The sequence below is a fragment of the Prevotella sp. 885 genome (assembly GCF_002265625.1).
GTDB lineage: Bacteria > Bacteroidota > Bacteroidia > Bacteroidales > Bacteroidaceae > Prevotella.
In genome coordinates, this window is record NZ_NOVE01000067.1 from 1 (window position 1) to 13,898 (window position 13,898).

The following is a 13,898-nucleotide window of genomic DNA, read 5'->3' on the forward strand; positions in this document are numbered from 1 at the left end:
CAGCTGAATCCTTTAATGCAAAAATCAAAGCTTTCAGAGCATCACTAAGGGGCATCGTTGATGAAAAGTTTTTTCTGTATCGACTTGCAAAGATTTATGCTTATCCCCACTAAATTTCCACTGAGCCATTTCCTGCAGCAGGTAGTCGTCTTCGCCTAACACGCCTTTGGCAATGCGCAGATGGCGCTTGAAGGTTGTTCCTGGCGCGTCTTGATGCTTCATCACCGCCGAGAACACGAAGGTGCTGACGAAAGGCGTGCTCAATGAATAAGCCACTGTCTTGTCATGTTCTTCAAAGGTGTATTCATAAATGTTGAGTCCGAGACGTGCGTAGAGGTCCTTAAAGAATATCCGTCCCATATAGTCGCCCTCGCTTATGATGATGGCGTTCTCCTCGGAGAGTTGTCCGAGGTTGGCGAAGGTAGGTCCGAACATCGGGTGAGTGGAGACATACGAATGACCCGACTGCTCATAATAGTCCTTCAGTCCGGTCTTGACGGACGAGATGTCGCTGATAATGCAGTCGGCAGGGATGACGGGCATCACCTCCTCGAAGGCTGCTATGGTGTACTTTAGGGTAACGGCGTTGATGACAAGCTGCGGCTGGAAGGCTCGTATCTCGTCCAGCGTGGTGAAGCGCTGGCAGTTGTATGTGAAGCGCATGCGCTTAGGGTCTTTCTCGTACACCGCTGTCTCATGATCAAAACTGAGGACGTCGAGGAAGAAGCTGCCCATCTTCCCCGCGCCAAGAACAATTATCTTCATTTTGTTTTACTTCTGATTTACTATCTCCATCTGCTGTCTTACTGACTCCTCATGGATATGCTCGAATATCTCCTTCACGAACTCTGAATCCATGCCGGCAAGCGAGCCTTGCGCTCCGCGCTTATCCAGAATCTCGTTGTAACGAACGGTCTGGAGCACAGTCATGTTGTGTTCCTTCTTGTATCTGCCTATCTCGCGGCAGACGCTCATTCGCTTGGCAAGGAGTTCCATGATACCGTTGTCTATTTCGTCTATCTGCTTGCGGAGCATATGTATGCCTTCCGTCACCACCTTCTCGTCACGGATAACAAGGAGGCTGAGGATATAGTTGAGCACGTCCGGCGTCACCTGCTGCTTGGCGTCGCTCCATGCTGCGTCCGGCGCACAATGGCTCTCCACCATAAGTCCGTCGAAACCGAGGTCCATCGCCTGCTGGCAAAGAGGAGCTATGAGCTCGCGGCGTCCACCGATATGACTGGGGTCGCAGATGACGGGCAGGTCCGGCATGCGTCGTCGCAGCTCTATGGGAATCTGCCACATGGGAAGGTTGCGATAAATCTTCTTCTCGTAGCTGGAGAAGCCGCGGTGTATGGCAGCCAGACGCTTTACGCCTGCCTGATTGATGCGCTCCATTGCTCCTATCCACAACTCCAAGTCGGGATTTACCGGATTCTTCACAAAGACGGGGATGTCCACTCCCTTCAAACTGTCGGCTATCGCCTGCATGGCAAAGGGATTGGCAGAGGTACGCGCTCCAATCCAAAGGATGTCAACATCGTACTTAAGGGCAAGCTCTACATGCTCCGGCGTTGCCACCTCTGTGGAGATGAGCATGCCCGTCTCCTCCTTCACGCGCTTCAGCCACGGCAGCGCTGTCTCGCCGTTGCCCTCGAAGCCACCCGGCTTGGTGCGCGGCTTCCACACTCCCGCACGAAACATTCTGAATCCGTGCGAAGCCAACTGGCGTGCTGTTGTCATCACCTGTTCCTCGGTCTCAGCCGAGCAAGGTCCTGCTATAACGAACGGGCGGTCATCGCTGCCCGGTAAGTTCAATGGTTTGAGTTCTATATCCATAGTTATGTTTGTTGTCTGTATTCGTAGTTCTGTTTACTGTCAGTGTGTCCATCTTATGCGCTTCATTCTCTCCAGTGCCTCGTCCATCTTCTCGTCCTTGGCACAAAGGCTGATGCGCACATATCTGTTGCCGTTCGACCCAAAGATAAATCCCGGCGTAATGAAGACTCTTGCCTCATTGAGCACGCGCTCCGTAAGTTGCTCGCATCCGTCGTAGGCGTCGGGAATGCGTCCCCAAAGGAACATGCCCACCTGCTGCGGGTCGTATGTGCATCCCAGCGTTGTCATCATCCGCTCTGCCTTGTCGCGGCGTCGGCGATATGTGATGATGTTGGCTTCTCGGTGCCATTCCTGTGTGTTCCCGTTCAGAGCGGCAGCTGCGGCGAGCTGTATGCCACGGAATGTCCCTGAGTCGACATTGCTCTTTATCTTCAATATCCACGACGTGAACGTGGGATTGGCGATGCACATTCCGACACGCCATCCTGGCATGTTATGACTCTTCGACATCGAGTTGAACTCAATGCAGCATTCCCTCGCTCCCTCCACTTGCATGATGGACATTGGATGTTCGTTGAGGATGAAGGAGTAAGGATTGTCGTTCACCACCACGATGTTATGGCGTAGTGCGAAATCGACAAGTCGTTCGTATGTCTCGCGCTGTGCGTTTCCTCCTGTCGGCATATTGGGATAGTTGGTCCACATCAGCTTCACGTTAGAGAGGTCCATGCTCTCCAGTTCGTCGAAGTCGGGCTGCCACGCGTTGTCCTCTCTGAGGTCATAGCTGACCACCTTCGCTCCGAGAATCTTGCTTAGCGACGTGTATGTGGGGTAACCCGGATTGGGGACAAGCACTTCCTCGCCGGGATTGACGAAGGCAAGCGTTACGTGGAGGATGCCCTCCTTCGATCCGATGAGCGGCAGCACTTCCGTCTGCGCATCCACGTCCACTCCGTACCAGCGTGCATAAAAGTCTGCCATAGCCTGGCGCAGTTCGGGCGTACCCATCGTGGGCTGATAGCCATGCGCCTCCGGCTGCGACGCCACCTCACAGAGGCGTTCCACCGTCCGGCGTGACGGCGGCATGTCAGGAGAACCTATAGCCAGCGAGATGATGTCGCGTCCCTCTGCATTAAGGCGTGCCACCTCCTTCAGCTTCCGCGAAAAATAATACTCCTGTACGTTGGAAAGGCGTGTTGCGGGGTGTACGGCTGTTGTTAATGTAGCAAGGTTCTCCATAAGCATGTGTGTTTTTTTAATGATACATTATATATTTACTTGCCCACGTATTCGCCGAGAATCTTCAGCGACCGTGTCAGCGGTATGATGGCGTCGATACTCTGTCGGTATCGCGTCAGGCTGTTGAATGTCAGGTCCACATAGAAGAGATATTCCCATTCGCATCCTATCACGGGCAGCGACTGTATCTTCGTGAGGTTGATGCCGTAGAAGGAGAGGATGGTCAGCACCTTCGAGAGGCTTCCCTCCTCATGCGCCACGTGGAAGACTATGCTCGCCTTGTCTGCCTTCTCAAGCGGACGAAGGAAGTCTGCCTTGTTGGGATTGGCAATGACGAGGAAGCGCGTGAAGTTGTGCTTGTTGTCATGTATGTTATCCTCGAGCACCTTCAGCCCGTACATCCTCGCCGCCGAAGCATTGCAGATGGCTGCCCATCCGTGACATTTATGCTTGGCAATGTATTCTGCCGCGCCTGCCGTGTCGTCCGCCTCCACCGCTTTCATGTCAGGATGACGAGAGAGAAAGGCGTTGCATTGTGCAAGCGCCACGGGGTGCGAGTGCACCTCCTTAAGCGTGTCCCAATCGTCCTCGGGCAGACAACAGATGCAATGTTCGATGTGCAGCTTGTGCTCTCCCACCACCGTAGCACCAGAGGCGCGGAGCAGTTCGTAATTGTGGAGCAGACTTCCGGCTATGGTGTTCTCTATGGCTGTCATGCCAATCACCGTCGGGTCGCGGCGCATATTGTCGAACACCTGCTCGAAGGTGGCACAGCATATCAGCTGTATCTGCTCGCCCTGGAAATACTGGTGGGCGGCAATGTCGTGGAAGGAGCCTTGAAAGCCCTGTATGGCAATTCTCTTCATATTGGATTTCTCGATGTTTCTTCGCGCCCTGAAACGCGAAAGCCCCGCTTTCACTGTCAACGTGAAGCGGGGCCCGGATTATAGGATATATTAAATATTTTCCCTTTCTGTCATAAGTTGAATTCACACGCAACTTCCCGCTTCACAATTCCTTGCAAAGTAAAAGTAAAATCGGTAAATGTATGCGAAAACGTTACTCATAACTAATTATTGTTTTTATTCAGCGCAAAAGTAAGACATTTATTTGTTTTACGCAAATAATTTACGATAAAATGTCATTAATCTTCACATTTTCGCGACACATGCCTCATCACTCCTGCCTTTTCCTTACCTATTCGTTATTGAATATCTTGTAAGGATCCATCGATTTCATGCGGTCTTTCACCTTCTCTCCGATGTCCTCACTCGGCTGCTGCTGCGACGCACGAAGCTCTTCAGCCGAAGCCTCGTCCTCTGCCGCCCCAGCCTCGTTGCCAAGCTGACGGCGTATCTCAGCACGCTCCGCGAAAGCGTCCACCGAGAACGGATTGACATCCAGCACACCGCAGTAAGTCTGTTCTGCCTTCTCCATGTCGCCCATAGCCTTTGCCACACGCGCATTGAGCATCAGCACGTCTTCGTTGCCCTCAATGCGCTTCAGGAGTTCGTCGGCGTCCTTGCCGGCTTCCTCCACATCGCCGTTGGCAAGCAGTGTCTCGCCACGCAGAAGTCTTGCCGCCTCGAAGTCGTCATACTTGTCGAGCGCCTTTGTCAGTACAGCCACAGCATTGGGCACGTCGCCGAGTCCACGATAAGCCTTGGCGTAAAGATAGAGAGCCTGCGGGTCTGCCTCGTCCACTTCTATCGCCTTCGCGCAAGCATCAGCCATGGCGGCATAATCCTCCATCATGTACGCCACGTCTGCCAGGCGCGTCAGCACAGCCACATTGTCAGGACAAGCCGTGGAGATGCTCTGCAACTGCTCGTAAGCCTTCTCCATGTCGCCCATTGCGATGTATGCCTGCGACAGATAGTCGCGACACTCGAGGTCGGTGGAGTTAAGCTCCAAGGCATGCAGGAAGCATTGCACGGCATAGCCGAACTGCTGCATCTTGAGAGCACGCACACCATCGTATTTGAGTACTTCGAAATTCTTCTCTTCCTTCTTCTCTTCGGCTTGACTGCTACGTCCGCCGAACAAAGCCTTGAATATGTTCATTGGTATTATTCTGTATGTAAATTTAAACGACTATTTAAAACAGCGGTAAAGGTAACAAATAATTTTCAATTTACGGCTACTTACGTTTTCAGCCAATTATAGATTAAGCATAAATTATAGTTAAAGTGTATAAAAAGCCTTTCGGTTTACGTCCATAATGGCTAATTTTGCTGATGATAACGCAGATTTTACAGTTATGGACAATACAAGAAAGTTTTTCATATTAGCAGCTTTCGCCTTTCTCTTCACCGTCACGTGTAAAGCGCAGGACGTCAGACTGAACGCCAAGGACATGCCTGCCCGCTTTGACGAGTCGGCTCTTCAGCGCATCATGCCCACACGTTACGGCGGACGTTCACGCCAGTGGCGCGAGGAGGCCATGGCGGAAGCCGAGAGGCAGAGCCAGCATCAGGACTCGCTCATGCTTCCTCCACTGAACGCTCAGGGTCAGGTGGACACCACCTGCCGTTATCCTTTGGCTTTCGGAGGATGGAACAGTTGGGGACTACATCGCGGACTTAACGTACAGATTGGCGCGTCGGTCTTTGCCGAATTCGGTAAAGGGGCGCACAGCGGAGCCGGCTTTCAGCAGAACATAGCCCTCATGTACGCCATGCCAATCAACGACAAGCTGTCCGTAGCCGTCGGAGGATATCTTAACAACGTAAACTATGCCGGAGGCAACTGGCACGACGCAGGACTGTCCGCCGTAGTGGGCTACCGATTCAATGAGCACCTGGAAGCCTACATTTGGGGACAGAAGTCTATCAACAACAACGTAGGCAACCGCTTCCGCTACAGCATGTACGACGGATATTATGGCGGATACGGTTTCGGAGGATATGGCTTCGGAGGTTTCAGCCGCAACTTCTACGGCTTCCCCTCCTACTCTGCCTACGACCTCTCAGGCATCGGCGACCGCATCGGAGCCACCCTCCGCTACAACTTCAACAACAATATGAGCATCGAAGTGACAGTGGAGAACAGATGGATGCCGAGCAGATAAAATATTAAACGATGTGGAAGAAACAGTAAAATTTCCAATAGAAAACTAAGAAAAAGTTTGTTTTCTATTGGAATTTTTACTACTTTCGCAATGTAATGAGAAATATTCTAACCATATTAGGCAACATTCCAGTAACCTCTTCGGTCATTGCCTCGCTATTTCCCGAGGTAAAGACCAAGTCAGCAAAAGTCGCCCAACTGGAAAAGGCAGGTGAAATCATCCGCCTTAGACGAAACTTGTTCGTTGTAAACCCGGAAGAAACCAACCAGCCTCTCTCCTCAGGGCTTATAGCTAACCATTTGTTGGCACCTTCTTATGTTTCTATGCAGACAGCATTAAGATATTACGGATTGATACCGGAGGCGGTATATACTATCCAGTCTATGACATTTAAGGCTGCCAAGGAATTTAATACTCCGGTAGGAAATTTCTGCTATTATCATATTTCGAGAGAAACTTACCCTATAGGAATCACTCAAATAAAAGAAGGAAACGGCGTTTACATAATGGCTACTCCGGAAAAGGCGTTATGTGATTTGATTGCCAATCTGCCTGGTATCAATCTGAGATATCGAAAGGAAGCTTTAGAATTTCTGGAAGAAAACCTAAGATTTGATATGGATAGGGTCAGTCAACTCAATCCTGAAATATTCTTGGAATATGCAAAAAAGGGGAAAAAGTCAAAATCCATACTAACCATTCTAAAACTCCTACAACATGAATGATATCTACCAAAACATGTTATCGGCTTATGATTTATCCACAGATCAGGCTAAAAGGAATGCTACATTCGAGGTTAATCAGCAAATTATTCTTGCTGGTTTATACCAAGGCGGCTTCTTTGATAAAGCTGCATTCTATGGCGGAACCTGCTTGCGAATATTCCACGGATTAGAACGCTTCAGCGAAGATATGGACTTCTCGCTATTAAATAAAGATGACAGTTTTGACTTCACACAATACTTCCAACCCATCATTGATGAATTTGAAGCCATAGGAAGAAAAGTGGACATCAAAAAGAAAGACAAGAAGAACTTCGGAAAGGTGGAATCCGCTTTCTTGAAAGACACTACAGATGTTTATGATATTTCCTTCCAAACCGAAAAAGCCATCAAAATAAAGATAGAGGTAGACACCAATCCTCCACTCCTTTTTGCAACAGAACAAAAACTTTTGATGGAACCTCGCTCTTTCATGACAAGATGTTTTACCCTTCCTAACTTATTTGCAGGCAAAATGCACGCTCTGGTTTATCGAGCATGGAAGAACCGAGTAAAGGGACGTGACTGGTATGACTTCGAATGGTATATTCGGAATAGAATACCTCTGAACTTTAAGCATCTACAAGAAAGAACAAAAGAATTTAATGGTTGTGAGAAATCGCAAGAAGAATTCGTAAAGGACCTGGAACAAAGGTTAGGGTCGGCGGACATCAAGCAGGTGAAAGCTGATGTTATGCCATTCCTAAGAAATCCCAAAGAAATGTCCATCTGGTCAAACGAATACTTCTTGCAATTAGCTAAAATGATTAAGTTTGAATAGTCAGAACCCTTTCTACTTTTTATACTTCAGCCTGAGACTGTTCGTCACTACGCTCACGCTCGACATTGCCATCAGGGCACTTGCCCACATGGGCGTTATCTGGATGTTGAAGCCGAAGACGTGGGGCAATCCGGCTGCGAGCGGGATGCACACAATATTATATATAAAAGCCCAGAAGAGATTCTGACGTATCATGCCCACTGTGCGTTGCGACAACTGGCAAGCCTCGGGGATGCGTCGCAGGTCGTCGCCCATCAGCGTCACCTGCGCCACGTCCATCGCCACGTCCGTGCCGCGACCCATGGCAATGCTGACATCTGCGAGAGCAAGAGCCTGCGAGTCGTTGATGCCGTCGCCAACCATAGCCACGCACTTGCCTTCCGTCTGGAGGCTGCGCACCATATTCTCCTTGTCCTGCGGCATACAACGGCTCTTCCAGTGCTTTATGCCCGTCTTGCCAGCCCAGTAAGCGGCAGCCTCTTCCTTGTCGCCACTCATCATCCATACTTCCACACCACGCTCCTGCAGCAATGCCACAGCCTCGGCAGCATGCGGCTTCAGACGCTCACGCTGTTCGATGGCTACGTCGTCAGCCAGCTTAAAGTTGATGTCCTTATTGGGAACGGTCAGCGTTCCTGTCTTGTCAATGACCACGGCATTCACGCGGCAGAGCTGCTCCACAGCCGTGGCGTCCTTAACGAGGATGCCCCTCTGCGCCGCCTTTCCGATGCCAACCATAAGGGCTGTGGGCGTGGCAAGTCCCATGGCGCAGGGACAGGCAATGACCAGAACGGACACCGCTGACAGCAATGCCTGCGGCAACATGGCCTCACCGCCGACTACCATCCATACCACAAACGTAAGCACAGCCAACAACAGCACGCACGGCACGAACACCAAGGCAGCCTTGTCCACAAAGCGCTGTACGGGAGCCTTCGAGCCTTGCGCCTCCTCCACCATACGAATGATGTTGGCAAGGACGGTCTCTGAGCCAACCTGCTCGGCACGGAAGCGAAGACAGCCCTCGCCCACTATGGTTCCGGCAAGCAGACGGTCGCCGGCATGCTTGCCGACAAGCAGCGGTTCGCCGGATATCATCGACTCGTCCACACCGCCTTCTCCTTCGCTTACCACTCCGTCCACCGGCACTTTCTCGCCCTGACGCACCTCCACGATGTCGCCCTTTGCCACGGCAGCGAGGGGCACGTCACACACTTCGCCCATGCTGACGACATGCGCTTGCTTCGGCACGAGTCCCATAAGCGAGCGTATGGCAGAAGCCGTGGATTTCTTCGCCCGCTCCTCAAGACAACGACCCGTCAGCACGAAGGTAATGATCATTACCGATGCGTCGTAATAAGTGTGCCACTCTATGCCACGTGCTCCCCAGAACTGTTCGCCCCAGAAAGTATTGAAGACGCTGAAGAGGAACGAGATGGCTGTGGACATCGCCACAAGCGTGTCCATATTGGCTGAGCGATGAACCAGCAGTCGCCAGGCATTGGCATAAAACTGTCGTCCGCAATAAGCCATATTCGCAAGTGCGATTATCAGCATCGTCTGATTGGCAGCGTCACGTCCGCCCACCGCCAGCCATCCCATCGAGACAGCCATCGTCAGCAACGCCAACACCCACGACACAGCCATGCGCCTCAGCTGCAGACGATAGCTGTTCTTCTCTATCGTGTCCACACGGGTCTCCTCGTCGATGATAAGTTCAAAGCCAGCCGCGTCCACCACCTTCTTCATGTCGGCAGGCGTAACCTTGCTTTCGTCATACTCCACCATCGCCGTGCGTCCCGGCAGCGACACAGCCACACTCTTCATTCCGTCCATAGCCTTCAGCCTGCGCTCCACATTGGCGCTACATCCGGCACATGCCATACCCAATACGGGCAATATTTTCTTTTCCATACATGCAAAGTTACGAAGTTTTCGTCATTCATACATTACATTATTATGGATGAAGCTTATAGGAGCATGCGATAGTTCAGCTTTTACATTCATCGTACATCGCAAATCCTTTCACTGTCAGAAGATATTTCTGCCGAGGGTGGCGTGGGGAGTTGGGATACTTCATCTTAACAAGTCCTTCCTGAATTGCCGGTGTAAGAGAATGTTCAAGGAAGTTAGGACGGTTCTTCAATCCGACAATCTCCATCATTTCCTTCACGCTCTTTTCCTCAGAGCCAATCGCAAGAATCAATCGCTTAATGTTTTCCGACAATACACCCAACTGACCACTACTACTTGTATGGGTACTTGTATGGGTACTTGTATGGGTGTCAATAGAGCCATTATTAATATCCGAATATCCAATCAGCATATATCTGTTCTTCAACACGTTCTGTTCTCCCAACATCAGATTGCGGAAGAACTTCACGAGGAAAGTCTTGTCAGGTTCTATTCCCTTTGATGGATTACGATAATTGGCACGAACCAAAGCATTGCGGAAATACCATGAGTTGTCGGCAAACAAATCATTGTCAACCTTAAAACCGATTGAGCGCAGGTATTTAATGACAAACACAGCCGTTGTTCGTGTGTTGCCTTCACGGAACGGATTGTTTTGCCAAAGCAGAGCTACAAAATCGACAATATGATTTATTATTCCATCCTGAGTCAAGCCCTTATAGCTAAAACCTTTCTCCTGCTGAATATCATATCTCAACGCCATCATAATATCAGCAGCACGTCCATACACCACAGTATCGCCCTGCAATATCCATTCCTTTTTGCTGATGTCATAAGGGCGCACCTCACCTGCATGCTTGAAGACCCCCTCAAACAAGTGCCTATGGATATTCAAAAATTCTAACGCTGTAAACGAGAAAGACTGCTCATCCAGGAGTTTTGTGATATTTGCAGCCACTCTGTCAGCCTCTTCCTTCTCCACATCGTCCTCGTCATGCGTAGTTTTGTTGACATAATACGACTTCAACTGTTCGCGCACATCATCAATAGTAATATCACCCTCAATATGCCTTACAGCCGTCTCTTTCAGATAGTCAGACACCTTAAGTCCGTCAACATCTTGCAGACCGATAGCCGTGCGCCATGCCGAAGCCCTTTCGCGCTTATGTGGCTCTGCCACACGCTCGTAGGCTTCGAAGTCGAGATATAGTTTTTAATATTGTCAGTCATAATTATCACTTCATAAAACCATTTGTACGAACAGATTCGAATAATTCAAATAGTATCGGTCAAATGATCTTCACTTCATATTAGTTCAGGTAATGTTTAAGCACTGCTTTCTTTCGCTCTGCGCAACCTTGGATGATCTTCTGACTCTCTTGGATTTGATACTCATAATCAGAAACTTCTTGAAGAATCCTTTTCTGCTCATCCATAGAAGGAATTGGCACAGCTAAAGAATACAGAGTCTTCTGATTTACACTCTGTATGTTAGAACCCTTACTGTTTCCAGTCATTATCTCTCGTACTTTCTTTGTTCGAAGATAATAACACAGAAACTTTGCATATATTTCATCGTTCTTTAGTCTTAACCGAAGAGTAAAACCTGAGAATGTTGTATCCTCAGGTATATCTCCGATATAGAGAAAACGACCAACAAGTTTCTTTGAGCCATTCGAGCGAACGCAGAGAATGTCATCCTTTTGAAGTTTGTAATCTTCCGACAACTCATCGTGAATTCTTACCGTATCAAGTTCTGAAACGACTGGAGTAAAATAGTCCTGGAAGTCCTTGACTCCTACTATTGTATATTGCTCACCATCATTGTCTAAAACGTAATTCAATCCGTTTTTGATATTGACTAAATCAGAAAGAGACACATTGCTTATACCACCATTACACACCTTCTCCAAGTTCTCAAATATGTAAGAAATTTTATTCCGACACGCTTCTACTGTTGCACGACAATTGTTACAGTCAGCATCTATTGCGTCACATTCTGAAACTATTTTTGCTTGAATGTCACGATTTACATCTGGTATAGGAATATTTGCTATATCGTCACTATACACATGAGGTTGGGCTGCTCCACGTTGCAAAGTATAAATATAATCTTGTATTGAAACAAGGTAATTATACAAAAACAAAGTTTGCATTTTATCTTCACCTTGCACCGTATTACAGTCTGACGCAAAAATAGGCTCGTCCCAGTAATTTACAAAACCAGCATAAGCCCCAGAAGCACTAATAGTTATTACATCCGCTGTTCTATTAGCTTCATTATGCAAATAAGCATAATCTCTTCCTCCAGCCACAACTTTTATGTTACCCTCTTTACGCTGTGTTGTAGTTATGCTTTTACCTTTTTTTATTATAGCAACTTTACCAAGCTTTATAACATTAAAATTTCTGTTGAAACTTAATTTCTTCTTGGCTCTGATTATTACCCCTTTGTCAAACTCTGCCCTTGTCCAATCAAACATGTCTTTCAGCCTATGATAGCCCACATATTTCATTAAGTCATCAGACAGTTGGGTATTAGCCCCAACGAACGAATTACGCACAGCTGATGCCAATGTTCCACGAGCAAAACGATTTTCGTGACGATACATTTTTCCTCCTGGAATATTGATTACAATGCCCTCTGCCCCCTTTCGGTTACTCCAATCATACCCCAAGAATTCTTTTTGGGCATTATTATCCGTTGGCGCAGTTATGACCAAGGTTCTCTGCTCACGGACAAGCGCAAAGTAATACAATTTATCTCTTTCCACGCCAAGGACAAAATCATAGAACTTTTCCATACGTATGCGTTTAGCCTCTTCTTCCGAACATTTCTTTGGCAAAGTTACGGTAGCCATATTAAAGGCATCAGCATATACCCTGAAATATTGATTTGAAGAAAGCTCTGCCAAATTAGGCTCACGGCGAATGAAGCGAAGATAATCATCTTCACTTACATCCTGCATTCGCAAATAGTCTGCAAGTATTTGTTTATCCGTAAAGTTAGAGATATCCTCACCGCTCATAATGGCATCGACGCTGTCTTCCGTCAATTTCTCCACGCAAGGCGGTTCTTGATACCGTTCAAGAAACAGAGTTACAGTATTCGTTCCTGTTGCTCCGAAAGTTTTGCTTCCGAAGCTAACAATAGCACGGATATAAAAATTCTTCAATAATTCTTCACGGGCTGTAATGTAGCTGTTGGATGAATTGCTAAGAATTGAGGCAGGCAAGACTACTGCCGCCAATCCTTGCGGACGCAGCAGCTGAGCAATACGCTCTACAAAGAGCGTTTCTATTTCCTTGCCATCGTTGGTAATAACATTCAGCAACATGAAATTGTTGTTACGTAATTTTAGATGCGACTTAAAGCCACTGACAGAATATGGTGGGTTTGCCACAAGAATGTCAAACGCCCCATTTTCTATTCCTTTATCTTTATAGTTCTCAAGTCCATCACCAAAAATAATATTTGCACCACCCGCTCCATTCATAAACATGGAAATCTTTGACACACGTGCCAAGCGATAGTCTTTTTCTATGCCATAGATATGTCTTTCGACCCATGAGTTTTCGTTGTTTTTACGCACGGCATTGATAGCTTCAACCGCCTCGGTCAAGAAGTGTCCAGCTCCACAAGCATAATCTATCACATTGGGTAATCCATGATTTGAAATGTATGTTTGTAAGGGAAGACAATCCCAGATAAAACGTGTTATCGGAGTTGGCGTGAAGAATTGCCCTTCATTCTGTTTGAAACCCTTATTGAGAAGTTGCTCAAACAAATCTCCGAGAAGCTGGTGTTTACTTGGATATACAATGCGATAAGGCTGAAACAGCTGTACTACCTCAACCAAAATCTTGCCATTCTGAAAGAACAGCTCTTCATTGTGAACATCCTTGAAAGCAAAATCGTTGTTTGAATAGAATTTCAATATACGGATTGTGTTATTCAAGTCTTCAATCGCTTGCTTGCGTTTTTTGCCAGTATATTGCATGAATAAACGTTCTGCATAATCAGCTGCGACATAGAAGATTTTCTCTTTCATGAATTCTTCCATGCCCTGCGTATGAAGACGTTGCAACCTATCTTGAAGAGACTCGTATGTATCTGTTCCTGGCTTGTACTGAAACTCCACTTCCTCAAAATCCTGTTTCTTTATCGGCTCATCCGATAAAGTCCGTGGCATCCCTACCCAAATATATCAACGATACATGATAGATTTTCCGTAAAGATGTTTACCTTTGCTGTATGAAAAATGATGTCAGCATTAATATGTACAAGGGACTT

General features: G+C 47.8%; 10 protein-coding genes and 2 pseudogenes. 4 read left to right on the forward strand and 8 right to left on the reverse strand.

Going from position 1 to position 13,898, the window contains the following annotated elements; translation table 11 throughout:
* A pseudogene (locus tag CHL74_RS16620) lies at window positions 1-113 on the forward strand (ISAon1 family transposase); the annotation flags it as partial.
* On the opposite strand, the pseudogene CHL74_RS13755 reads toward CHL74_RS16620, so the two are convergent.
* From CHL74_RS13755 to CHL74_RS13775, 5 genes and pseudogenes are all read right to left on the reverse strand, one after another.
* Window positions 70-765 (reverse strand): annotated as a pseudogene (locus CHL74_RS13755) (prephenate dehydrogenase/arogenate dehydrogenase family protein); the annotation flags it as partial. The pseudogenes CHL74_RS16620 and CHL74_RS13755 sit on opposite strands and share 44 nt — an antisense overlap.
* 6 nt (window positions 766-771) lie before the next feature.
* Complete coding sequence (locus tag CHL74_RS13760) at window positions 772-1,839, reverse strand: bifunctional 3-deoxy-7-phosphoheptulonate synthase/chorismate mutase type II (RefSeq protein WP_094881776.1); 1,068 nt, start codon at window positions 1,837-1,839, stop codon at window positions 772-774.
* 39 nt (window positions 1,840-1,878) lie between these two features.
* Window positions 1,879-3,078, reverse strand: coding sequence for a pyridoxal phosphate-dependent aminotransferase (locus CHL74_RS13765; RefSeq protein WP_094881785.1), 1,200 nt, complete (start codon window positions 3,076-3,078; stop codon window positions 1,879-1,881).
* Window positions 3,079-3,113: 35 nt separating this feature from the next.
* Window positions 3,114-3,944, reverse strand: a complete 831-nt coding sequence (locus tag CHL74_RS13770; RefSeq protein WP_094881777.1) for a prephenate dehydratase — start codon at window positions 3,942-3,944, stop codon at window positions 3,114-3,116.
* 331 nt (window positions 3,945-4,275) lie between these two features.
* On the reverse strand, window positions 4,276-5,142 hold the full coding sequence (locus CHL74_RS13775; RefSeq protein WP_094881778.1) for a tetratricopeptide repeat protein: 867 nt from the start codon (window positions 5,140-5,142) through the stop codon (window positions 4,276-4,278).
* A gap of 196 nt (window positions 5,143-5,338) precedes the next feature.
* On the opposite strand from CHL74_RS13775, the gene CHL74_RS13780 reads away from it, so the two are divergent.
* The 3 genes from CHL74_RS13780 (at window position 5,339) to CHL74_RS13790 (ending at window position 7,690) form a co-directional block, all read left to right on the forward strand.
* On the forward strand, window positions 5,339-6,148 hold the full coding sequence (locus tag CHL74_RS13780; RefSeq protein ID WP_094881779.1) for a hypothetical protein: 810 nt from the start codon (window positions 5,339-5,341) through the stop codon (window positions 6,146-6,148).
* A gap of 95 nt (window positions 6,149-6,243) precedes the next feature.
* Window positions 6,244-6,873, forward strand: a complete 630-nt coding sequence (locus tag CHL74_RS13785; RefSeq protein ID WP_094881780.1) for a type IV toxin-antitoxin system AbiEi family antitoxin domain-containing protein — start codon at window positions 6,244-6,246, stop codon at window positions 6,871-6,873.
* Window positions 6,866-7,690, forward strand: a complete 825-nt coding sequence (locus tag CHL74_RS13790) for a nucleotidyl transferase AbiEii/AbiGii toxin family protein (RefSeq protein WP_094881781.1) — start codon at window positions 6,866-6,868, stop codon at window positions 7,688-7,690. The genes CHL74_RS13785 and CHL74_RS13790 overlap by 8 nt, the downstream gene beginning before the upstream one ends.
* 12 nt (window positions 7,691-7,702) lie before the next feature.
* Here CHL74_RS13790 and CHL74_RS13795 read toward each other — a convergent pair whose 3' ends face one another.
* From CHL74_RS13795 to CHL74_RS13805, 3 genes are all read right to left on the reverse strand, one after another.
* Window positions 7,703-9,604, reverse strand: coding sequence for a heavy metal translocating P-type ATPase (locus CHL74_RS13795; RefSeq protein ID WP_094881782.1), 1,902 nt, complete (start codon window positions 9,602-9,604; stop codon window positions 7,703-7,705).
* 76 nt (window positions 9,605-9,680) lie between these two features.
* Window positions 9,681-10,784: a Fic family protein gene (locus CHL74_RS13800; protein WP_094881783.1), complete on the reverse strand. Its 1,104-nt coding sequence runs from the start codon at window positions 10,782-10,784 to the stop codon at window positions 9,681-9,683.
* A 130-nt stretch (window positions 10,785-10,914) separates the two neighbouring features.
* A complete protein-coding gene (locus CHL74_RS13805; RefSeq protein ID WP_094881784.1) occupies window positions 10,915-13,797 on the reverse strand; it encodes an N-6 DNA methylase in 2,883 nt (960 codons plus the stop codon).
* Between the last annotated feature and the right edge of the window lie 101 nt (window positions 13,798-13,898).

What these genes read in the sequence shown, in the direction of transcription:
- CHL74_RS13770 (WP_094881777.1), bottom strand. Translation starts at nt 3,944, where the DNA reads ATGAAGAGAATTGCCATACAGGGCTTTCAAGGCTCCTTCCACGACATT.
- CHL74_RS13790 (WP_094881781.1), top strand. Translation starts at nt 6,866, where the DNA reads ATGAATGATATCTACCAAAACATGTTATCGGCTTATGATTTATCCACA.
- CHL74_RS13765 (WP_094881785.1), bottom strand. Translation starts at nt 3,078, where the DNA reads ATGGAGAACCTTGCTACATTAACAACAGCCGTACACCCCGCAACACGC.
- CHL74_RS13760 (WP_094881776.1), bottom strand. Translation starts at nt 1,839, where the DNA reads ATGGATATAGAACTCAAACCATTGAACTTACCGGGCAGCGATGACCGC.
- CHL74_RS13775 (WP_094881778.1), bottom strand. Translation starts at nt 5,142, where the DNA reads ATGAACATATTCAAGGCTTTGTTCGGCGGACGTAGCAGTCAAGCCGAA.
- CHL74_RS13785 (WP_094881780.1), top strand. Translation starts at nt 6,244, where the DNA reads ATGAGAAATATTCTAACCATATTAGGCAACATTCCAGTAACCTCTTCG.
- CHL74_RS13795 (WP_094881782.1), bottom strand. Translation starts at nt 9,604, where the DNA reads ATGGAAAAGAAAATATTGCCCGTATTGGGTATGGCATGTGCCGGATGT.
- CHL74_RS13805 (WP_094881784.1), bottom strand. Translation starts at nt 13,797, where the DNA reads ATGCCACGGACTTTATCGGATGAGCCGATAAAGAAACAGGATTTTGAG.
- CHL74_RS13780 (WP_094881779.1), top strand. Translation starts at nt 5,339, where the DNA reads ATGGACAATACAAGAAAGTTTTTCATATTAGCAGCTTTCGCCTTTCTC.